Genomic DNA, 20,579 nt, shown 5'->3' with positions numbered 1-20,579 from the left:
CGACCGGAGATGGAGAATACGTCTTCGATTGGCAGCAGGAATGGCTTGTCAATCGCACGCTCTGGTTCTGGGATGTAAGAATCCAGGTAGCCAGCCAGTTCGATGATTTTCGCTTCCCACTCAGCTTCGCCTTCCAGCGCTTTCAGCGCAGAACCACGAACGATTGGAGTGTCGTCGCCTGGGAAATCGTACTGAGACAGCAGTTCACGAACTTCCATCTCTACCAGTTCCAGCAGCTCTTCGTCATCAACCATGTCGCATTTGTTCAGGAACACGATGATGAAAGGAACGCCTACCTGACGACCCAGCAGGATGTGCTCACGAGTCTGAGGCATAGGACCGTCAGTCGCAGCAACAACCAGGATCGCGCCGTCCATCTGCGCAGCACCGGTGATCATGTTTTTAACATAGTCGGCGTGGCCTGGGCAGTCTACGTGTGCGTAGTGGCGAGTCGGGGTGTCATATTCAACGTGAGACGTGTTGATGGTGATACCACGCGCTTTTTCTTCTGGTGCGTTATCGATCTGGTCGAATGCGCGAGCAGAACCACCGTAGGTTTTAGCCAGTACGGTAGTGATTGCAGCGGTCAGCGTTGTTTTACCATGGTCAACGTGGCCGATAGTACCGACGTTAACGTGCGGTTTTGTACGTTCAAACTTTTCTTTAGACATCGATTGTCCCTCTAAGACACGGATAAATCGGTGATATCACCACATCAACCAGGCGAAATGCCTGAACTGTTGAATACATTTATATTGAAACAGAGAGAAAGGGAGGGAGAAGTGAAGTGGTGCTGATACCCAGAGTCGAACTGGGGACCTCACCCTTACCAAGGGTGCGCTCTACCAACTGAGCCATATCAGCACGTATTGGAGCGGGCAGCGGGAATCGAACCCGCATCATCAGCTTGGAAGGCTGAGGTAATAGCCATTATACGATGCCCGCATCCTGAAACTCGGCTACCCAGTTCTTTCTGTAACAAAAAAAGAGATTTCTCTCTTTTTAAGTTCGAGCTGGTCAATTTTTCCAACCAGCTCCGGCGGCATATTTGCTGCCAGAAAGTGGTGGTGGGGGAAGGATTCGAACCTTCGAAGTCTGTGACGGCAGATTTACAGTCTGCTCCCTTTGGCCGCTCGGGAACCCCACCGGACTTGATGGTGCCGACTACCGGAATCGAACTGGTGACCTACTGATTACAAGTCAGTTGCTCTACCTACTGAGCTAAGTCGGCATCAAGTAGCGCGCATTCTATGGAGACATGCGCTGTCATGCAACTAAAAAATTGCACAAAACGTTCTTTCGCTCACATTTTATTCGAAAGGAGGGTTAAGCGCTGGAAATTCAGCCATCAGAGGTCAAATATTCAGCATAGAAGCCTGTATTGACCTGCATAAACCTTACCGTGACGGCTCACGCGTAACGCACCGCTTCCCATATTTTTTCTTATTATTCCTGTCATCTGGTGTTAACCTCCTGCCCATTGTCCAAATTAACTCTGTAATGAGTCATGACCCGGCTGTGTTGTGATGGCTCACTGAAGCATGCTTATGAGCAAAAAAGAGCAAACGTTAATGACACCTTATCTTCAGTTTAACCGCAGCCAGTGGGCCGCCCTGCGTGATTCCGTTCCGATGACTCTGACGGAAGGTGAAATCGCACGGTTAAAGGGGATAAACGAAGATCTCTCCCTGGAGGAAGTGGCGGAAATCTATCTCCCACTCTCTCGCTTGCTAAACTTCTATATTAGCTCCAACCTTCGCCGCCAGGCGGTGCTCGAGCAGTTCCTCGGCACTAACGGCCAGCGTATTCCTTATATCATCAGCATTGCGGGCAGCGTGGCGGTCGGGAAAAGCACCACCGCGCGCGTGCTGCAGGCGTTATTGAGCCGCTGGCCGGAGCACCGCAGCGTTGAGCTGATCACCACCGACGGCTTCCTGCATCCGAATGAAGTGCTCAAAGAACGCGGCCTGATGAAGAAGAAGGGCTTCCCGCTCTCCTACGATATGCATCGACTAGTGAAGTTTGTCTCTGACCTGAAATCAGGCGCGCCAAACGTGACGGCCCCGGTCTATTCCCACCTGATTTACGATCGCATCCCGGACGGCGACAAAATGGTCGTACAGCCGGATATCCTGATTCTGGAAGGGCTCAACGTGCTGCAAAGCGGCATGGACTATCCTCACGACCCGCATCACGTATTCGTTTCTGACTTCGTCGATTTCTCGATCTACGTCGATGCGCCGGAAGATTTACTGCAAAGCTGGTATATCAACCGCTTCCTGAAGTTCCGCGAGGGCGCGTTCACCGATCCTGACTCCTACTTCCATAACTATGCCCAGCTCTCTGAAGAAGAGGCTATCAACGTGGCAACGGGGCTGTGGAATGAGATTAACTACGTGAACCTGAAGGAGAACATTCTCCCGACGCGCGAGCGCGCGAGCCTGATCCTCACCAAAAGTGAGAAGCACGCCGTCGACCAGATTCGTTTGCGAAAATAATCGTGCAGAGATAAAAAAAACCGGCTTATCGCCGGTTTTTTTATTTACGCCTGCGGCTTTTCGCCGTTTTCATCCTGATCGACCGCGAAGCAGGCAACCAGCTGACCGCCGTAGTCCTTCAGCTGCGGTTGCAGCTGCGTGCAGGGGCCAAAGCGACGACGGCAGCGGGCGTTGAACGCACATCCCGGAGGCGGATTGAGCGGGCTCGGCAGTTCGCCGGTCAGCTTGATGCGCTCACGGCGATCGTCCGGGTTCAGGCGCGGCGTCGCAGACAGCAGCGCCTGCGTATACGGGTGACGAGGGTTATTAAAGATCTGGTCCTTGGTCCCCTTCTCCACGCAGCGCCCTAAGTACATCACCATCACCTCATCGGCAATGTGCTCCACCACGGAGAGATCGTGGGAGATAAACACGTACGATAGCCCCAGCTCCTGCTGCAGATCCATCATCAGGTTCAGCACCTGCGCGCGCACGGAGACGTCGAGCGCCGAAACCGGTTCATCGGCAATCACCACGTCCGGGTCGAGCATCAGGCCGCGGGCGATGGCAATACGCTGCCGCTGGCCGCCGGAGAACATGTGCGGATAGCGATCGTAGTGCTCGGTTTTAAGCCCAACTTTCGCCATCATCGCCAGCGCTTTTTCACGGCGCTGCTCTTTGCTCAGGCTGGAGTTAATCAGCAGCGGCTCTTCCAGAATCTGCCCCACCTTTTTACGCGGGTTCAGCGAGCCGTACGGGTTCTGGAACACGATCTGAATCTTCTGGCGACGCAGCTTCTGCGCCTGCGGATCGTGCTTAAGCAGGTCCTGTCCCTGATAATAAAGCTCGCCGCCGGTAGGCGTTTCGATCATCGTCAGCAGGCGGCCCAGCGTGGACTTCCCACAGCCGGACTCGCCCACCACCGCCAGCGTTTTACCGCGTTCGAGGGTAAAGGAGACGCCGTCCAGCGCCTTCACCAGGCGCTCGGGGGCAAACAACCCTTTCTTCACCGGGTAATGTTTTTTCAGGTCGATGGCCTGCAACAGCATTTGCTGCGTACTCATAGCGTTGGCCTCCCGGCATCATCGAGTGGGTAGTGGCATTTCGACTGACGGCCGTCAGCCAGCAGGTTCAGCTCCGGCTCTTCCGCACGGCATTTGTCGGTGGCATACGGACAGCGCGGATTCAGCAGACAGCCCTGCGGACGGTCATATTTGCCCGGAACCACGCCCGGCAGCGAGGCCAGACGCGCTTTGTCCTGAGCGAACTCCGGCAGCGCGCGCAAAAGCGCCTGCGTATACGGATGGCGCGGCGCGCGGAAGATATCGTGCGAACGTCCGGTCTCCACCACCTGCCCCGCGTACATGACGATGATTTTGTGCGCGGCTTCCGCCACCAGCGCCAGGTCGTGCGTAATCAGCACCAGCGCCATGTTCTCTTTCTGCTGGAGCTCGAGCAGCAGCTCGATGATCTGCGCCTGAATGGTCACGTCCAGCGCCGTTGTCGGTTCATCCGCAATCAGCAGCTTTGGCCGACAGGCAATCGCCATGGCGATCATCACGCGCTGGCTCATCCCACCGGAGAGCTGGTGCGGATATACGTCCAGCCGCGAGGACGGATCGGGAATGCCCACCAGGTTCAGCAGATCGATCGCGCGCTGACGCCGGGTTTTCTTATTACCGCCCTGATGCACCTTAATCGCTTCCATAATCTGGAAACCGACGGTATAGCACGGGTTCAGGCTGGTCATCGGGTCCTGGAAAATCATCGCCACTTCCGCACCCACCAGCTGGCGGCGCTGTTTCTCGGAAATCCGCTTCAGATCCTGGCCGTTAAACTCGAGGTTTTCCGCCATCACGCGGCCCGGGTAATCAATCAGCCCCATAATCGCCAGCGAGCTTACCGACTTACCGGACCCAGACTCGCCGACAATGCCAACCACTTCGCCCTGATTTACGCTGTAGCTGATGCGGTCCACGGCGCGAAACGGTGTGCCTTCGTCGCCGAAGTGCACCGATAATTTATCTACATTTAATAACGCCATCTCGTGCCTCTTACTGCTTCAGTTTGGGATCAAGCGCATCACGCAGGCCATCACCCATCAGGTTAAATGCCAGCACCGTCAGCAGAATCGCCAGACCCGGGAAGGTGACGACCCACCAGGCGCTTTGCGCGAACTGCAACACGTCGGAGAGCATGGTGCCCCATTCCGGCGTTGGCGGCTGCGCACCCATGCCAAGGAAGCCAAGAGCGGCCATATCGAGAATGGCGTTAGAGAAGCCGAGCGACGCCTGAACGATCAGCGGCGCGAGGCAGTTCGGGAAAATGTTAACGAACATCTGGCGCATCGCACCGGCGCCCGCGACGCGGGAAGCGGTCACGTAATCGCGGTTTACTTCCACCAGCACCGCCGCGCGGGTTAATCGCACGTAGTGGGGAAGCGCCACGAAGGTGAGCGCCAGCGCGGCGTTACCGATCGACGGGCCGAAGATCGCCACCAGCACCAGCGCCAGCAGCAGGCTCGGCAGCGCCAGCATGATGTCGACGACGCGCATGATGATGTTATCCACGATGCCGCCGAAGTAGCCGGCCACCAGGCCGAGCACAATCCCCATCACCAGCGACAGCACCACAACCAGGCAGCCGACCAGCAGCGACAGGCGCGCGCCGTACATCAGACGAGACAGCACGTCGCGGCCCACGTCGTCGGTACCTAACAGGTGCGTCAGGCTACCGCCGTCCTGCCAGGCCGGTGGCGCGAGCAGCGCATCGCGGAACTGATCCGCCGGGTTATACGGTGCGAGCACGTTCGCAAACACCGCGATCAGAATCATGATGGTGACATAGGCCAGCCCAACCACCGCGCCTTTGTTGCGCTTGAAGTAGTGCCAGAACTCCTGCAGCGGCGTCATTGGCACCGGTGCAGCTACAGCTTTGTTTTCAGAAACCTGTGACATGATGGCCCCTTACTTCTTATGACGAATACGCGGGTTCACCACGCCGTACAGCAAATCGACCAGCAGGTTGACGAGAATAATCATCGTCGCCACCAGCAATACGCCGCCCTGCACCACCGGATAGTCACGGCGCTGAAGTGCGTCAATCAGCCAGCGCCCGAGGCCCGGCCAGGAGAAGATCGTTTCGGTCAGAATCGCCCCCGCCAGCAGCGTGCCCACCTGCAGGCCGATAACGGTGACCACCGGCAGCATCGCGTTGCGCAGCGCGTGGATAATAATGACGCGCATGCGGGTCAGCCCCTTTGCGCGCGCGGTGCGAATGTAATCCTCGCCCAGCACTTCCAGCATGGAGGAGCGCGTCATACGCACGATAACCGCGAGGGGAATCGTCCCCAGCACCATCGCTGGCAGGATCATGTGCGCAACCGCATCGATAAAGTTGCCCTCTTCGCCCCAAATCGCCGTGTCGATCAGCATAAAGCCGGTTAACGGGTTGGTGTCGTCAAGGAAGACCATGTCGCTGACGCGCCCGGAGACGGGCGTCAGGTTCCACTGCACCGAAACCAGCATGATCAGCATCATGCCCCACCAGAAGATAGGCATGGAGTAGCCGGTCAGCGCCAGGCCGACGGCCGTGTGGTCGAAAATGGAACCGCGCTTAACGGCGGCCAGAACGCCAACGGGGATACCCACCGCTGTCGCAAATATCATGGCGCAGACGCCGAGTTCCAGCGTCGCTTTAAAACGCGGCACGAACTCATCCCATACCGGAAGGCGGCTCTTCAGCGAAATCCCTAAATCGCCGTGCATAACGCCCCAGATGTAATGGAGGTATTGCTGCCACATCGGCTTATCAAGTCCGAGTTCAGCCAGCAGCTGCGCATGACGCTCAGGGGAAATCCCGCGCTCGCCCGCCATGATCATCACCGGGTCGCCGGGGATCATATGGACGAAGGCAAACGTGAGAAGGGTAATACCGATAAACGTGGGGATGACAAGTCCCAGACGTCGGAGGATGAACTGCAACATAACCCGGATTCTCTCTGATGACGCACGACCAGTGGCGTGACGTCTGTATTGCTCACAAATGTAAATTCCCTCTCCCATTGGGAGAGGGTTAGGGTGAGGGGATGCATGCACGACCCTCACCCCTGCCCTCTCCAAGAGGGAGAGGGAGAACACCCTACTTATTATTCAACAGACACGTTTTCGAAGTGGTGTTTGCCCAGCGGATCAACCACGTAGCCCTTCACTTCTTTACGCACTGGCTCGTACACGGTGGAATGAGCCACAATCAGTGCCGGAGCCTGATCGTGCATAACAACCTGAGCCTGCTTGTACAGTTCAATACGTTTGTTGTGATCGTCGGTCGCACGCGCCGGCTGGATCAGGTCTTCAAACGGCTTGTAGCACCAGCGGGAGTAGTTGGAGCCGTCTTTCGCCGCCGCGCAGCTGAACAGGGTGGCGAAGAAGTTGTCCGGATCCCCGTTGTCGCCGGTCCAGCCCATCATCACCGCCTGGTGCTCGCCCGCCTTGGCGCGCTTCAGGTACTCACCCCACTCGTAGGTCACGATCTTGGCCTGTACGCCAACCTTCGCCCAGTCGGCCTGAACCATCTCCGCCATGCGGCGCGCGTTCGGGTTATACGGACGCTGTACCGGCATCGCCCACAGCTCAACGGTGAAGCCTTTATCCTGGCCCGCTTCTTTCAGCAGCGCTTTTGCTTTCTCAGGATCGTAGGTGTAGTCCTTGATGTCGTCGTTATAGCCCCACATGGTTGGTGGGATCAGGTTCTTCGCGGCAACGCCCGCGCCCTGATAAACGGCTTTGATGATCGCTTCTTTATTCACCGCGTAGGTCAGCGCCTGACGCACCTTCACGTCATCAAACGGCTTCTTCTCGGTGTTGAAGGAGAGATAGCCGACGTTCAGGCCAGCCTGCTCAAGTAGGTTGATGTTCTTGTCCTGCTTCATGCGCGCGATGTCAGCCGGGTTCGGGTATGGCATTACCTGACATTCGTTTTTCTGCAGTTTTGCGTAACGCACGGAGGCGTCTGGGGTAATGGAGAAGACCAGACGGTCAATCTTCGGCTTGGTGCCCCAGTAGCCTTCAAACGCTTTGTACAAAATACGGGAGTCTTTCTGGTACTGCTGGAGCTGGAACGGGCCGGTACCGATTGGGTTCAGGTCCACTTTTTCCGGCGTGCCCGCTTTCAGCATGTTGTCCGCATATTCTTTCGAAAGAATAGAGGCGAAGTCCATGGCCAGGTCGGCCAGGAATGGCGCTTCAGGACGAGTCAGCACGAACTGAACGGTGTTATCGTCCACTTTCTTCACTTCAGAGATCAGGTCAGGCAGACCCATCCCTTCGAAGTATTCATAGCTGCCGCCGGACACCTTGTGGTACGGGTTCTGCGCGTTTTTCTGACGATCGAAGGAGAACACCACGTCGTCGGCATTCATGTCGCGCGTAGGCTTAAATTCTTTGTTGTCCTGCCACTTCACGCCCTGGCGCAGGTGGAAGGTATAGGTTTTACCGTCTTCGCTGATATCCCACTTTTCAGCCAGGCCCGGAATGACTTCCGTGGTGCCGGTTTTAAATTCAACCAGACGGTTATAAATAGGTACAGAGCTTGCGTCGTAGGTTGTACCAGAGGTGAACAGCTGTGGGTTAAAGCCTTCCGGCGAGCCTTCAGAACAATAAACCAGGGTTTTTGCCTGTACGCTTGCGGCAACGGTCATGGCCACCAGGCTCAGACCAAGCTTCAGCATCCCTGACTTCTTCAAGGAAATACTCATTATTCTGCTCCAATGTGATGTTTTGCTTTGTTGTGTTACGCCGCCTGACCTTTATTTATTTTTTACCCGGTCTGGTCGGTGGTGCCCGAAGGCGTTAAAGGGATGGAGAATCCTTTCAGAAGTGCGTCGGAGTTGCAGCGCAGATCGTCCCTGAAGTGCCCCTCGTGCCCTACAATCTGTCAACAGAATGTGAAAACGTCAATACAGGTGACGGGGATTTACGCTGAGTGTGAGAAACCGCAAACAAAGATTAAAAAAACTCTATACGCCGGTTTTCAGCAGGGAAATTTATGCTACTCCGTAACCTGCAGCATAACTCTCTTCATATTTCGCAACATCCAGTGATTAACTTTTATTCAGATTGGGTAAACTTTCTTGCGGAATGGTGATTATCTGAGCACTAAATTCCATGAACGTTAAAACGCACAGCGAAAAATGCTGAGGTTATCCATAAGCAACGCGAAAAAAGATCAATCTATATATAAAAAATTACAATGGATTATGTCACAAAATCGTTATCAGGCAGGGGTAAGCGGGGATAAGGGGTATTTTGGTAAGTTAAGATAAGTAACGCGCTAATGTGAAAAGGGCTAACCTTGCGTTGACTCTTTTCCAGATGCAAAAAACCCTGCTCTAAGAGCAGGGTTTCGAATGTGGTCGGCGAGAGAGGATTCGAACCTCCGACCCACTGGTCCCAAACCAGTTGCGCTACCAAGCTGCGCTACTCGCCGAATGCGGAGCGCATCTTACTGCTGGGGTGCGCCCTCGTCAATCCCTTAAATTAAAAAAGCCGTTCGTTTGGCGATAAACTCGCCACCTGCTAGTGAGCGGCTTTACTGGTGTTATCAGGGAGTTTACACCAGTTGTTATTTTCGTTAATTCCACCGTCAGGCGACGTATAGCCCAGGCAGCCTAAGATGGTGTCGTACAGCTCAACGTGGCGGCGCGGCACCTTCATCGCGGCCTCTTTCTTCAGGTGAGCAAACATCTTCGCTTTTTCCGGATCTTCCAGATACTTGTCGGACATCCACACCATCATCGGGACGCGGAACTGCTCCGGCGGCGCCATTTTGCGCGGCGTGCCGTGCAGGTGTTCGTACTCGTTAATCGACTCACCGTGATCGGAGGCATAGAACACAATCGCTTTCTTATCGCGCACCTGGTCAATGACGGTATCAATGAAGTGGTCAACGTACGTCACCGAGTTATCGAAGGAGTTGATCAGCTGCTCCTTGCTGCAGTCCTTATCGACGCCAACACATTCCGGCGTCCATTTTGCGAAGCTGCGCGGATAACGCTGGGTGTAGTTAAAGTGCGACCCTTTGGTATGGAGGATAATCAGGTGCTTGCCGTCCGGGTTGCCGTCCAGCGAGTTTTTCATCTCGTCGATCAGCAGCATATCGTCCACGCTCTTGCCGCGGTTGCGCGGCTCCGCGCCAATCTGCTCGCGGTAGGCAATGTTCTGCGCCATGGTATTGCTGTAGAACCACATCTCGCTCTGCATTGCGTAGAGATCGGAGGTAAACCCAAGCTGGTGCAGCACCGAGAAGACGTTCTGTTCCTTCAGCGTGCGCTGAGGGTTATCGCTCGCCCCGCCCTGACGCACGAACATGCAGCGTAAGGAGAGCTTCGTTGCGGTATCACACGAGTAGCCACGGTAGGCGACAAGGTTTTTCTCCTGCGCCAGCTTCGGCGTCGTGTCGCGGTCATAGCCCAGAATGCCCATGTGATCCCAGCGCGTGGTTTCACCAATGATAAAGACGACATAGGTATCGTCGATATCCTTCGGCGCCACATAGCGGAACTTTTTCGCCGGGTTCATCAGCGATTTGTTGTCAGAGGACTCATCCACCTGCGCCCAGGCGTACAGCCCCAGCGCGGAAATCCAGTTGGAAGGCAGATACGAGTTCGCCACCACGCCGCCGTAGCTCGGCATATCCACGCCGGAGGTACGCTCGTCATTCTTCTGCTTCACGTCCAGCAGGCGAATCGGTCCCCACACCATCAGGCCCGCCAGCAGCACCAGCGCAACGCTTCTGAAGCGCTTGCCCGGCGTGCGGATTTGATGCACCAGGGTATAGCGGCAGCGGTTGCTCCAGATAAGCAGCAGCGGCAAGGCGCTCACCGCCACCAGCCAGAGAATGAAATGCAGGCCAACGACCTCTTTTGAGAGGTCAATATCCGTGGTCATCACCGAGGCGATAATGCCGTAGCCGATCACCACGTTCATAAAGGTCATGTAATAGCTGGCACCCGCCGAGCACAGCACGACAAGCGTCGCCAGCACTCGCCACACGCGGCGACCAAACAAAGAGAGAATGCGGAATAAAAAGAAGGTGACTAAAACCGCAGCGACCAGTTCGACAACCGCTGCAATTCCTTTCCAGACGGTGAAATCTTGCGCGTAACCGTCAAACCGACGGAAAAAAACGGCGCCATTCATAAACAGGCCGATGTACAACGCCAGCAAAAAGCAGAGCTTTTGTTGCGCCATCGATTTAATGTATTTCATGCAAGCAACCCGGAAAAAGGGACAGAACCACCGTCAACTTCGTATTAAAAGTGGACAGCGTAAATATGCGCTTAAGGGATTTTGTAGGAATCTTCTACAAGCGTGGTAAGTAGACCACAGCAAACGAGAAAAGTGGCAGCAGAGAATGTGATCGGTACAGTTTTTTACAAAAAAGGAAAGCGGAACGGCGGGTAATATTGAACGGGGGGCGTTTTCAGCCAATGAAAAAGGCCGGAAGTCCGGCCTTTTTTATATCCCATTACGCATGCGCTTCGTTAAAGACCTCGCGCTGCGGCTGGCGAATGGTTGTTGATAGCGCCAGTGAAAGGATAAGCAGGGCGAATATCACGCAGAACGTCACGTAGAAGCCGCCAAACAGCGAGGCAATCAGCGAACCGCAGATGCTGCCGATGCCGAAGCCGAGGTAAATCACGCCGTAGTTTTTCGCCAGGTTGTTCAGGCCAAAGAACTCGCTCACCAGCGACGGGAAGACCGTGATCGTGCCGCCGAAGTTAAAGGCCACGCAGGCTATCGCGGCGAAAAACGTGGCTTCGTTAAGCGGAGCGAACAGCAGCGCGGCCATCCCCACCAGCGAAATCACCTGCCCCAGCGTGATCACCCGGATACGCGACATCTTGTCTGACAAAATGCCCAGCACCAGGCGGCCAGACAGGTTGGCGATGGAAATCACCGTCACCGCATTGGCCGCGGTGGCCACATCCAGTTTTACCATGCCCTGGGCGATATCTTTCGCCACGCCAATCACGTACAGACCGCTCATGCACGCCGTCAGGAACATCACCGCCAGCATCCAGTACTGCGGCTTACGCATGGATTGCGCCAGCGTGAAGTCATTCTCCACCACGCCGTTAACCGTTTTCACTTCCTGCTGCGGCGCATCTTTCATCAGCGTCGCGCCGAACAGAATCATCACCAGCACGATTGCGCCCCAGATCATAAACGTATTTTCGAGGCCGACGGAGGCCAGCAGCTGGGAATCGATAAACTTAAACCCAAGGCTGCCCAGGCCGTAAGAGCCTATCGCAAAGGCCGAAATTAACCCTTTACGCTCCGGGAACCATTTCACGCAGTTGGAGAGCGTCAACAGATAACCCGCGCCATCGGCCAGCCCCACCAGCACCCCGGCGCTCAGCCACAGCATCAGCAGGTTGTTGGAGTGCGCGGTGAGGAAAAAGCCCACGCCGAGTAAGATCCCGGAGGCCATCGTCACGCGCTTAACGCCAAACCGCTCCTGAAGTTTCCCGGCTACGGAGGAAGAGATCGCAAGGCCGAGGCTCAGCAGGCCAAAGGAGAAAGCCACCTGGCTTACGGAAGCCCCTAATTTGTCCGAGAGGGCGCTGTTAAACAGGCTCCAGGTGTAAACCGACCCCAGCGCAAACTGGGTAACAATGGTGCCAAATAGCGTCAGCCAACGCGTGCGGTTATAGGTTGATGTGTTCATGGCAGTTGTCCCGCAAGAGAAATTAAGGAAGTTCACTGAGGACAACGATAAACAAAACCCTGACGTGGATGGGGTAAAACGGCATGAAGTGCAGGCAGGGCGGAATGAAATGCCTGGAATCGGGAATGAATGACCTTGCCGGAGAGCGAATCGCAAAAATGTGAGTAAGCGCTATCGCTGAAACCCCGGCCATCATTGTAACTACGATGTTACCGCGACATCAAAGAAAATTAACAACCCTAAAATTTGGCGCTCACGCCCAGGCTGTATAGCACGTTTTCTCCCGTCGCTGAATTATCCGCCTGGGACAAAGAGGCATACGCCGCCATGTGCGTGTTAAGCAGCATGTCGGCGCCAACGGTCACATCCATCCAGTTGCCGTACTGCTGGGCAGCGGGCGACTGCGACATGCCGAACTGGGATTTCCACTGGTTCTCGCCAAACTGCTGGTTATAGCTAATTTGCGCCCAGGGCCGCAGGCCGCCGTACTGCGAATCCACCCGCCAGCCGAGCGAGCTGACGCTGGCATGCCAGAGCGGATCGGTGAGAGACTGCGTCGTCATGCTATCGCCAAACTCGTTCATCATGGTCGGCGGCGTCCCGTCGTAGCGCCAGGCGGCGACCGGCCCGGTAGTGACATTTCCGGCAACGGGAAAATTCCAGCCCAGACTCATGGCGGAGGTCTCTTCCGCCGCGGTACCGGAAGGCGCGCTGAAGGCGAATCCCGCGCCGTTTTGCGACGTACGAATACGCTCCGCAAGAATATCGTCATAGCGAGGTTGGTGATCGGCGTCCCATGTATAGCGTTCTGACGTATTACTCTGGGGGTCCGAAACGATATATTCCTGTTGCCAGGCAGACGCTGTGTTAGAAAAAAAAGTACAGACTACGGTTCCCGCCAGCGCGACGACCGCATGGCGACCACTTATTTTTTTTATCATCATCAAAGCGACTCCAGAGAGAGCCGAGTTCGGCGATTTTTGTCGTTGTAGAGAGAGGTATGAGGACAGATAGCCCTGTATTAACTATTGTCTCTTTAGCAGGCGCGTCAAGCCGGATCGATTGAATTTTTTGCGGTTTCAGGATTACTAACGGAGATAACCTATGCAACGTTGCGGCTGGGTAAGCCAGGATCAGCTTTATATCGACTATCACGACAGGGAATGGGGCGTGCCGGAGACCGACGGCCAAAAACTCTTCGAGATGATCTGCCTTGAGGGCCAGCAGGCGGGCCTGTCCTGGATTACGGTGCTGAAAAAAAGAGAGAACTATCGCAACGCCTTCCACCGGTTCGATCCCGTCGCCGTCGCGGCGATGACCGAAGAGGACGTAGAGAGGCTGGTTCAGGATGCCGGGATCATCCGCCATCGCGGTAAAATTCAGGCGATTATTGGTAACGCCCGCGCGTACCTCGCCATGGAGCAAAGCGGCGAGCCATTCTCAGCGTTTGTCTGGTCCTTCGTCGATAACACTCCGCAGGTCTCGCGTGCCGCCACGCTGGCTGACATCCCCACCTCTACGCCCGCCTCAGACGCGCTCTCTAAGGCGCTGAAAAAAAGAGGCTTCAAGTTTGTCGGCACCACGATCTGTTACTCCTTCATGCAGGCGTGCGGCCTGGTGAACGACCACATCACCGGCTGCATGTGTTACCCCGGAGACCAGCATGATCCGCAAATGGCAAAATGAGAACACCGCGCCGCTGCTGAGCCTGTGGCTTGAAAGCACCACCGAGGCGCATCCGTTTATCGACGCTGGCTACTGGAAAGAGAATGAGGCCATGGTGCGGGACGTTTACCTCCCCTCCGCCGAAACGTGGGTCTGGGAAGAGGATGGAAAACCGCGCGGTTTTGTCAGCGTGATGGCATCGCACTTCGTCGGCGCGCTGTTTGTCGCCCCGGCATTCATCGGCAAGGGCCTCGGGCGCGCGCTGCTGAACCACGTTCAACAGCGCTACCCGAACTTAAGCCTGGAGGTGTACCAGAAGAACGTGCGGGCGGTGAATTTCTACCACTCCCAGGGTTTTCGCATTGAAGACAGCGCCTGGCAGGATGACACCCAGCACCCCACCTGGATCATGAGCTGGGAGGCGGATCAAACGCCGTAAGCGTAAGTTCCGGCCCGGTATACTTCTCAACCCACGCCAGCGCCGTATTCCCCGCGCAGCCGTTCCCCAGCTTCGAGCTGGGGAGATCTTTGGTCAGCACGTTAACCGCGCCATTTTTACAAATGCCGCCTTCGCTCGGCTCCAGGTCCGGCCAGGCCCCCTGATGAATGCAGAGCACGCCGGGCCTGATCCCGTCGCTGACCACCGCGCCCGCCAGCACCTGGCCGCGCGCGTTCCACACGCGGACCACGTCTCCGCTCTCAATCCCGCGCGCTTTCGCATCTTCTGCATTCAGGGTGACAGGCTCGCGCCCGGCGACCGCGTACTCCTCGCGCAGCGACGAATAGTTAAGCTGGCTGTGCAGGCGATGCGCCGGATGGGCAGAGAGCACCTGCAGCTGGTCAAGCTGCGCGTTGCCGTGCCACTCGTCCGGCTCAAGCCATTTCGGATGCGGCGGGCAGTCGGCATAGCCAAAACCGGCGATGCGGTCGCTGTGGATCACAATCTTCCCGCTTTCGGTTTTCAGCGGATGCCCCTCGGGGTCGCGGCGGAAATCGGCGAAGCGAATGAACCGCGCGTTCTGCTCGCTTTCAGGCATTTCGAAGAGAGCATTCTTTTCCCAGAACTCGGCGAACGGCGGCAGCGTGACGCCCTGCGCGGCACCGCGCTGTCCGGCGATCTGATAGAACGTTTCCAGCCATTGCAGCTCCGATTTGCCTTCGGTAAAGCGCTCGCGCCCGCCGCGTTCCCATCGCTCGCTCAGTTCGGCAAACACCTCGAAGTCGTCACGCGCTTCGTCGCGCGGCGCCACCACGCGCTTCATCGGCACCATATGCTGGTTGCTGTAATCCCCGGTCATGGTGAGATCGTTACGCTCGAACGACGTCGTCGCCGGAAGAACGATATCCGCATGCCTGGCTGACGCGGTCCAGAAGCACTCGGAGATCACTATCAGCTCCGGCTTCTGCCAGGCGCGGATCAGGCGGTTGGTATCCTGATGATGGGTAAAGTTTGCGCCGCCCGCCCACCAGATGAACTTAATGTCCGGGAAGTGGCGATCCAGCCCGTTGTGCTGATAGAACCCGCCGGGGTTTTCCAGCGCCTCCACGATGCGCGCCACCGGAATTTTATCAACCGCGTCCACGCCGCCCGGCACCGATCCCTGGAGCGAGGCCAGCACCGCCGCCTTACGGGTAGGATTTCCGCCGTTGGCAAAATGGTAGGAGAGGCCGAAGCCGCCGCCCGGCGTGCCGATCTGCCCGAGCATCGCCGCGAGCGTCACCAGCATCCAGTGCTTCTGCTCGCCAAACTGCTGGCGCTGCATTCCCCAGCCGGACATCAGCATCGTCGTATTTTTATGGAACAATGTCGCCAGTTCGCGAATTTTATCGGCATTAACGCCGCAAATCTCCGCCGCCCACTCGGCCGTTTTGGCCGTGCCGTCGGATTGACCCGTCAGGTAATCCGCGAACGTGTCGAAGCCCGTGGTGCAGCGCGAAAGGAAATCCACGTCGTGCCAGCCGTTTTCGACCAGCGTATGCGCGATGCCCAGCATCATCGCCACGTCGGTCCCCATGTGCGGCGCAATCCACTCGGCGCTGTCGCCGAGGAAGTCCATCGTTTCTGAGCGCATCGGATCAATGCAGAGGATGCGTTTGCCGCTTTTACGCAGCGCGTCAAAATAGCCAATGCCCTGCTCGTCGCTGGCGTTCCACGCAATCTTCAGCGTGTTGAGCGGGTTGGCGCTCCACAGCACCACCACGTCAGTATGTTCCAGCACTAGCGGCCAGCTGGTCTGCTGCTGGTAAACCTCATTCCCGCCGACGACGTACGGCATGATCGCCTGCGCCGCGCCGGTGGAGTAATCCCCCAGGTGACCGGTATAGCCGCCGGCCAGGCTCATGTAGCGCTGCAGCAGGGTCGATGCCTTATGCAGCACGCCGTTAGAGCGCCAGCCGTACGAGCCAGCGAAGATGGACGACGGGCCATAGCCGTCGCGGATGCGCTTGTGCTGCGCGTGGATCAGCGCCAGCGCGTCGTCCCAGCTCACGCGCACAAACTCATCCTGCCCGCGCACGCCCTGCGGCTTATCCGGGGAGGCCAAAAAGCCTTTGCGCACCATCGGCCAGCGCACGCGGGTTTTGCTGTGCACCTGATCGCGCACCGCGGTTTGCAGAGAATTAGGGTGCTGCGTGGGCAGCGCCCCGCGGGATGACAGCACATTTTCGCCGTCCGTTTCGACCAGCATCGGCCCCCAGTGGGCGGCGGTCAGAATCGTTTTTGTTGAGGTGATCAAGCGTGCGCTCCTGGTTGTCTGCAGGTTTTACGGCCTTCTTGCTGAGGCTGTTTAAGGTTTGTCACAAATTTCAGAGTTATACCCGGAATTTTCTCCGTATCCGGACGTCATAATCAACTGCCGCGCGCGTCGTGGCAAAGAATAAAAAGGATTAAGGAAATAAGATGAAAAAACGTGTTCTCGTCATTGCTGCTCTGGTGAGCGGCGCCCTGGCCGTTTCAGGCTGCACAACCAACCCTTACACCGGCGAGCGCGAAGCGGGGAAATCCGGCATCGGCGCAGGTCTTGGTTCACTGGTGGGCGCAGGCGTTGGCGCCCTCTCCTCTTCTAAGAAAGATCGCGGCAAAGGCGCGCTGATTGGCGCGGCGGCAGGCGCAGCCCTGGGCGGCGGCGTCGGCTATTACATGGACGTGCAGGAAGCCAAGCTGCGTGACAAGATGAAAGGCACCGGCGTCAGCGTGACGCGCAGCGGGGATAACATCATCCTTAACATGCCTAACAACGTCACCTTCGACAGCAGCAGCGCAACCCTGAAGCCTGCCGGAGCGAACACCCTGACCGGCGTGGCGATGGTGCTGAAAGAGTACAACAAGACCGCCGTCAACGTGATGGGCTACACCGACAGCACCGGCAGCCAGGATCTGAACATGCGCCTGTCGCAGCAGCGCGCGGATTCCGTCGCCAGCTCGCTGATTACGCAGGGCGTGGACGCCAGCCGCATCCGCACCCGCGGTATGGGTCCGGCAAATCCAATCGCCAGCAACAGCACGGCGGAAGGCAAAGCGCAGAACCGTCGCGTAGAGATTACGTTAAGCCCGATTCAGTAGGTAAAAGCAAAACGGCAACCCCGTTGCCGTTTTTAGCGTTTGCGCCCTCTCCCGTGGGAGAGGATTGTGGTGAGGGCATCAGACCGCAACCTCCGCTAAGCGCAGCGCCACCCGGCAAAATGCTTGATTCGCCAGATTTTCCCGCTAAGGTGTTCTCACTTACCTCAGGGACATCAGCGATGAGCAAATCAGCACGGGCCACCATCAGCGACGTGGCGAAAGCCGCGAAAACCGGAAAAACCAGCATTTCGCGCTACCTCAACGGCGAGAAGCACCTGCTGTCCGACGCGCTGCTGGCACGCATTGAGCAGGCCATCGCCGATCTCGACTACCGCCCCAGCATCATGGCGCGCGGGCTCAAGCGCGGCCGCACCCGCCTGATTGGGCTGATCATCGCCGATATCACCAATCCCTACTCGGTTAACGTCCTCAGCGGCATCGAAGCCGCCTGCCGCGAAAAAGGCTTTACGCCGCTGGTATGTAATACCAACAACGAGGTCGACCAGGAGCAGCACTATCTCGATCTGCTGCGCAGCTACCAGGTTGAAGGCATCGTGGTTAACGCGGTCGGCATGCGCGAAGAGGGGCTGAACCGCCTGCAGCAGTCCTCCCTGCCGATGGTGCTGATCGACCGTAAAATCCCGGAATTTGCCTGCGACGTCGTCGGGCTGGATAACGTTCAGGCGGCCACCACCGCCACGGAGCATCTTATTGAGCAGGGGTTTGAAGCGATCCTGTTTCTGAGCGAGCCGCTGGGCATGGTGAATACCCGCCGCGAACGCCTGGGCGCGTTTCGCGCCACGCTGGCACGTTTTCCCGGCATTATCGCCGAAAATGCAGAGACCCCGCTGCACGAAGCCGACCAGCTCGACAATCTTCTGCGCCAGTTTCACACCCGCCATCGCGGCATGCGCAAAGCGGTGATTTCCGCCAACGGCGCGCTCACGCTGCAGGTTGCCCGCTCCCTGAAGCGCATCGGCCTGCACTGGGGCAGCGATATTGGCCTGCTCGGCTTTGATGAGCTTGAATGGGCCGAGCTGGCGGGCGTCGGCATTACCACCCTCAAACAGCCCACCTGGCAGATTGGCTATGCTGCTGTAGAACAGGTGGTTCGCCGCATTGAAGGCACCAGCGACGCCGTGCGCGAGCGGGTCTTCTCCGGCGAGCTGATCGTTCGCGGCTCAACGGCGCGTTAATTTCCCTTCGTGATACCGATCATAAATTCAACATCCCGATCTTTTCTTTGGAACCGGTTCCATCTAGCGTAATAGTATTGATGACGTGATGGAGCCGGGCAATGAGCAGGAAAATAATGGTGGTCACCGCCGCGTACGGCGCGGACCAGGTACGACGGGCAGGCGGACAGCGGGCGATGCTTCCCGTGATTGCTGGCGCAGGCGCCGATGGCGTAGAGATTCGCCGCGAGCTGTTTAGCCCCGGCGAGCTGCAGGCCCTGCCCGCACTCGGTGAGTCGATAGAACTGCTGGGCCTGCTGGCGTGTTATTCCGCCCCAGCCGCCCTGTTTATGCCCGACGGTACGCTCAACCCCGACCTTCCCGCCTATCTGGCAGAAGCCAGCGCGATCAACGCCCTGTGGCTGAAGGTTTCACTCGGCCATTTCCGCGATAAACATCCCCTTGAAGCCCTGCGCGCGCTGCTGAACGAGAGCGGCATGGCGCTGGTCGTTGAAAATGACCAGACCGACTGCGGCCAGCTCGCCCCTATGCAGCGCTTCAAGGCGGCCTGCCGGGTCATGGCGCTGCCCGTCACGCTGACGTTCGACATGGGCAACTGGCTGTGGGTTGGGGATTCGCCTGAGGAGGCCGCGCGCCAACTGGCTCCGGCCGTCAGCTACATTCACGTGAAAGCCGCCGTACCGCACAACGATCGCTTCCGCGCCGTTGCCCCCGACGCCACCGACGCGCGCTGGCTGGCGCTGCTGGATCAACTGCCTGCCGACGCCCCGCGCGGCATCGAATTTCCGCTGGAGGGACCGGACTTAACCGCCGTCACCCGCCGCTACGTTAACCTGCTGCGTGAGGAGTAAACCATGCACAAGACGCTGGATGTCATCACCATTGGCGAAGCCATGGGCATGTTTGTCGCCACCGAAACGGGCGAGCTGCGCGCGGTTGAGCACTTTATCAAGCGCGTGGCGGGCGCGGAGCTCAACGTCGCTACCGGCCTGGCGCGCCTGGGGCTGAGCGTCGGCTGGGTCAGCCGCGTGGGCGATGACAGCTTTGGCCATTTCATTCTGGACTCGCTGAAAAAAGAGGGCATCGACGCCGCTGGCGTAACGCTTGATGCCCGCTTCCCAACCGGCTTTCAGCTGAAATCGAAAGTCGAAAATGGAACCGATCCCATCGTGGAGTATTTCCGTAAAGGCTCGGCGGCAAGCCACCTCTCGGTGAGCGACTATCACGCCGGCTATTTTGCCTGCGCGCGCCACCTGCACCTTAGCGGCGTCGCGGCGGCGCTGTCTGCCAGCTCATATGAACTTCTGGATCACGCTGCCGCAACGATGAAGGCGCAGGGCAAGACGATCTCGTTCGACCCCAACCTGCGGCCGGTGCTGTGGAAAAGCGAAGCGGAGATGATCGAAAAGCTTAACCGCCTCGCCTTCCAGTCCGACTGGGTTCTGCCCGGCGTGAAGGAGGGCATGATCCTGACCGGGCAAAATACGCCGGAGGGGATTGCTGATTTCTACCTGAACAAAGGCGTGAAGGCTGTGGTGCTGAAAACCGGTGCCGACGGCGCGTGGTTCAAAACTGCAGACGGCGAGCAGGGTGCCGTCGCCGCCGTAAAAGTGGAGAACGTGGTCGACACCGTGGGCGCTGGCGACGGATTTGCCGTCGGCGTGGTGAGCGCCCTGCTGGAAGGAAAATCATTGCGGGACGCCGTCGCGCGAGGCAACAAAATCGGCTCGCTGGCCATTCAGGTGCAGGGCGACAGCGAAGGGCTGCCCACACGAGCAGAACTCGGCATCTAAATTTCCCCTCACCCTAACCCTCTCCCCAAAGGGGAGAGGGAACTTGCGACACCCTCTCCCCGTTGGGAAGAGGGCCGGGGTGAGGGGGCATAAATCGCACCCAACAAAACAAGCCACCGTGTACCCTACAGACAACGGCGGTCACAACCTCAACAAC

General features: G+C 57.6%; 17 protein-coding genes and 5 tRNA genes. 7 read left to right on the top strand and 15 right to left on the bottom strand.

Going from position 1 to position 20,579, the window contains the following annotated elements:
- The 5 genes from AB8804_RS10215 to AB8804_RS10195 form a co-directional block, all read right to left on the bottom strand.
- Nucleotides 1-671 (bottom strand): GTP-binding protein (locus AB8804_RS10215; protein WP_371185592.1); only part of this gene is annotated, 671 nt, incomplete at its 3' end.
- A gap of 117 nt (nucleotides 672-788) precedes the next feature.
- Nucleotides 789-864, bottom strand: a tRNA-Thr gene (locus AB8804_RS10210).
- A 6-nt stretch (nucleotides 865-870) separates the two neighbouring features.
- A tRNA-Gly gene (locus tag AB8804_RS10205) sits at nucleotides 871-945 on the bottom strand.
- Between the two features lie 117 nt (nucleotides 946-1,062).
- Nucleotides 1,063-1,147: transfer RNA gene (locus AB8804_RS10200), tRNA-Tyr, on the bottom strand.
- Between the two features lie 8 nt (nucleotides 1,148-1,155).
- Nucleotides 1,156-1,231 (bottom strand) — tRNA-Thr (locus AB8804_RS10195).
- Between the two features lie 316 nt (nucleotides 1,232-1,547).
- Here AB8804_RS10195 and coaA point away from each other — a divergent pair.
- Entirely contained in the window at nucleotides 1,548-2,498 is a 951-nt protein-coding gene (coaA, locus tag AB8804_RS10190; protein WP_371185590.1) for a type I pantothenate kinase, read from the top strand.
- A 44-nt stretch (nucleotides 2,499-2,542) separates the two neighbouring features.
- Here coaA and dppF read toward each other — a convergent pair whose 3' ends face one another.
- From dppF to AB8804_RS10145, 9 genes are all read right to left on the bottom strand, one after another.
- Nucleotides 2,543-3,541, bottom strand: coding sequence for a dipeptide ABC transporter ATP-binding subunit DppF (gene dppF / locus AB8804_RS10185; RefSeq protein ID WP_371185587.1), 999 nt, complete (start codon nucleotides 3,539-3,541; stop codon nucleotides 2,543-2,545).
- A complete protein-coding gene (gene dppD / locus AB8804_RS10180; protein ID WP_371185585.1) occupies nucleotides 3,538-4,521 on the bottom strand; it encodes a dipeptide ABC transporter ATP-binding protein in 984 nt (327 codons plus the stop codon). Before dppD ends, dppF begins: the two co-directional genes overlap by 4 nt.
- Nucleotides 4,522-4,531: 10 nt before the next feature.
- A complete protein-coding gene (gene dppC / locus AB8804_RS10175) occupies nucleotides 4,532-5,434 on the bottom strand; it encodes a dipeptide ABC transporter permease DppC (RefSeq protein ID WP_371185583.1) in 903 nt (300 codons plus the stop codon).
- A gap of 9 nt (nucleotides 5,435-5,443) precedes the next feature.
- A complete protein-coding gene (gene dppB / locus AB8804_RS10170; RefSeq protein ID WP_112011960.1) occupies nucleotides 5,444-6,463 on the bottom strand; it encodes a dipeptide ABC transporter permease DppB in 1,020 nt (339 codons plus the stop codon).
- 161 nt (nucleotides 6,464-6,624) lie between these two features.
- Nucleotides 6,625-8,232 carry a dipeptide ABC transporter periplasmic-binding protein DppA gene (gene dppA / locus AB8804_RS10165; RefSeq protein ID WP_371185581.1) on the bottom strand — a complete coding sequence of 536 codons (1,608 nt, stop codon included), beginning with the start codon at nucleotides 8,230-8,232 and terminating at the stop codon, nucleotides 6,625-6,627.
- A gap of 654 nt (nucleotides 8,233-8,886) precedes the next feature.
- Nucleotides 8,887-8,963, bottom strand: a tRNA-Pro gene (locus tag AB8804_RS10160).
- An 89-nt stretch (nucleotides 8,964-9,052) separates the two neighbouring features.
- The gene (gene eptB / locus AB8804_RS10155) at nucleotides 9,053-10,744 is read right to left on the bottom strand and encodes a kdo(2)-lipid A phosphoethanolamine 7''-transferase (RefSeq protein ID WP_371185579.1); all 1,692 of its coding nucleotides are present in this window, start codon (nucleotides 10,742-10,744) and stop codon (nucleotides 9,053-9,055) included.
- A 259-nt stretch (nucleotides 10,745-11,003) separates the two neighbouring features.
- Nucleotides 11,004-12,206, bottom strand: a complete 1,203-nt coding sequence (locus tag AB8804_RS10150; RefSeq protein ID WP_371185576.1) for an MFS transporter — start codon at nucleotides 12,204-12,206, stop codon at nucleotides 11,004-11,006.
- 239 nt (nucleotides 12,207-12,445) lie between these two features.
- Complete coding sequence (locus AB8804_RS10145; RefSeq protein WP_371185574.1) at nucleotides 12,446-13,150, bottom strand: autotransporter domain-containing protein; 705 nt, start codon at nucleotides 13,148-13,150, stop codon at nucleotides 12,446-12,448.
- Between the two features lie 160 nt (nucleotides 13,151-13,310).
- Here AB8804_RS10145 and tag point away from each other — a divergent pair, with 160 nt between their 5' ends.
- Nucleotides 13,311-13,892, top strand: coding sequence for a DNA-3-methyladenine glycosylase I (gene tag, locus AB8804_RS10140; RefSeq protein ID WP_371185572.1), 582 nt, complete (start codon nucleotides 13,311-13,313; stop codon nucleotides 13,890-13,892).
- Nucleotides 13,870-14,310: an N-acetyltransferase gene (locus AB8804_RS10135; protein WP_371185570.1), complete on the top strand. Its 441-nt coding sequence runs from the start codon at nucleotides 13,870-13,872 to the stop codon at nucleotides 14,308-14,310. Before tag ends, AB8804_RS10135 begins: the two co-directional genes overlap by 23 nt.
- On the opposite strand, the gene AB8804_RS10130 is transcribed toward AB8804_RS10135, so the two are convergent.
- Nucleotides 14,279-16,558, bottom strand: coding sequence for a molybdopterin guanine dinucleotide-containing S/N-oxide reductase (locus AB8804_RS10130; RefSeq protein ID WP_371185609.1), 2,280 nt, complete (start codon nucleotides 16,556-16,558; stop codon nucleotides 14,279-14,281). The two genes, AB8804_RS10135 and AB8804_RS10130, sit on opposite strands and share 32 nt — an antisense overlap.
- Nucleotides 16,559-16,770: 212 nt before the next feature.
- Between AB8804_RS10130 and AB8804_RS10125 the strand changes: the two genes are divergently transcribed.
- The 4 genes from AB8804_RS10125 (at nucleotide 16,771) to AB8804_RS10110 (ending at nucleotide 20,422) form a co-directional block, all read left to right on the top strand.
- Nucleotides 16,771-17,433: an OmpA family lipoprotein gene (locus AB8804_RS10125; RefSeq protein WP_371185568.1), complete on the top strand. Its 663-nt coding sequence runs from the start codon at nucleotides 16,771-16,773 to the stop codon at nucleotides 17,431-17,433.
- A gap of 179 nt (nucleotides 17,434-17,612) precedes the next feature.
- Nucleotides 17,613-18,629, top strand: a complete 1,017-nt coding sequence (locus tag AB8804_RS10120) for a LacI family DNA-binding transcriptional regulator (RefSeq protein WP_371185566.1) — start codon at nucleotides 17,613-17,615, stop codon at nucleotides 18,627-18,629.
- 101 nt (nucleotides 18,630-18,730) lie between these two features.
- Complete coding sequence (locus AB8804_RS10115) at nucleotides 18,731-19,480, top strand: sugar phosphate isomerase/epimerase family protein (RefSeq protein ID WP_371185564.1); 750 nt, start codon at nucleotides 18,731-18,733, stop codon at nucleotides 19,478-19,480.
- A 3-nt stretch (nucleotides 19,481-19,483) separates the two neighbouring features.
- Nucleotides 19,484-20,422: a sugar kinase gene (locus AB8804_RS10110; RefSeq protein ID WP_371185561.1), complete on the top strand. Its 939-nt coding sequence runs from the start codon at nucleotides 19,484-19,486 to the stop codon at nucleotides 20,420-20,422.
- Nucleotides 20,423-20,579 lie beyond the last annotated feature (157 nt).

It is taken from the genome of Enterobacter sp. KBR-315C3_2022, from assembly GCF_041399425.1.
GTDB lineage: Bacteria > Pseudomonadota > Gammaproteobacteria > Enterobacterales > Enterobacteriaceae > Enterobacter.
This window is presented reverse-complemented; position numbering and strand designations above follow the sequence as displayed.

Coding starts and splice junctions, on each gene's coding strand:
- dppF (WP_371185587.1), bottom strand. CDS start 3,541: ATGAGTACGCAGCAAATGCTGTTGCAGGCCATCGACCTGAAAAAACAT.
- AB8804_RS10130 (WP_371185609.1), bottom strand. CDS start 16,558: ATGCTGGTCGAAACGGACGGCGAAAATGTGCTGTCATCCCGCGGGGCG.
- AB8804_RS10120 (WP_371185566.1), top strand. CDS start 17,613: ATGAGCAAATCAGCACGGGCCACCATCAGCGACGTGGCGAAAGCCGCG.
- eptB (WP_371185579.1), bottom strand. CDS start 10,744: ATGAAATACATTAAATCGATGGCGCAACAAAAGCTCTGCTTTTTGCTG.
- AB8804_RS10110 (WP_371185561.1), top strand. CDS start 19,484: ATGCACAAGACGCTGGATGTCATCACCATTGGCGAAGCCATGGGCATG.
- dppB (WP_112011960.1), bottom strand. CDS start 6,463: ATGTTGCAGTTCATCCTCCGACGTCTGGGACTTGTCATCCCCACGTTT.
- coaA (WP_371185590.1), top strand. CDS start 1,548: ATGAGCAAAAAAGAGCAAACGTTAATGACACCTTATCTTCAGTTTAAC.
- AB8804_RS10115 (WP_371185564.1), top strand. CDS start 18,731: ATGAGCAGGAAAATAATGGTGGTCACCGCCGCGTACGGCGCGGACCAG.
- dppA (WP_371185581.1), bottom strand. CDS start 8,232: ATGAGTATTTCCTTGAAGAAGTCAGGGATGCTGAAGCTTGGTCTGAGC.
- tag (WP_371185572.1), top strand. CDS start 13,311: ATGCAACGTTGCGGCTGGGTAAGCCAGGATCAGCTTTATATCGACTAT.
- AB8804_RS10125 (WP_371185568.1), top strand. CDS start 16,771: ATGAAAAAACGTGTTCTCGTCATTGCTGCTCTGGTGAGCGGCGCCCTG.
- dppD (WP_371185585.1), bottom strand. CDS start 4,521: ATGGCGTTATTAAATGTAGATAAATTATCGGTGCACTTCGGCGACGAA.
- AB8804_RS10145 (WP_371185574.1), bottom strand. CDS start 13,150: ATGATGATAAAAAAAATAAGTGGTCGCCATGCGGTCGTCGCGCTGGCG.
- AB8804_RS10135 (WP_371185570.1), top strand. CDS start 13,870: ATGATCCGCAAATGGCAAAATGAGAACACCGCGCCGCTGCTGAGCCTG.
- AB8804_RS10150 (WP_371185576.1), bottom strand. CDS start 12,206: ATGAACACATCAACCTATAACCGCACGCGTTGGCTGACGCTATTTGGC.
- dppC (WP_371185583.1), bottom strand. CDS start 5,434: ATGTCACAGGTTTCTGAAAACAAAGCTGTAGCTGCACCGGTGCCAATG.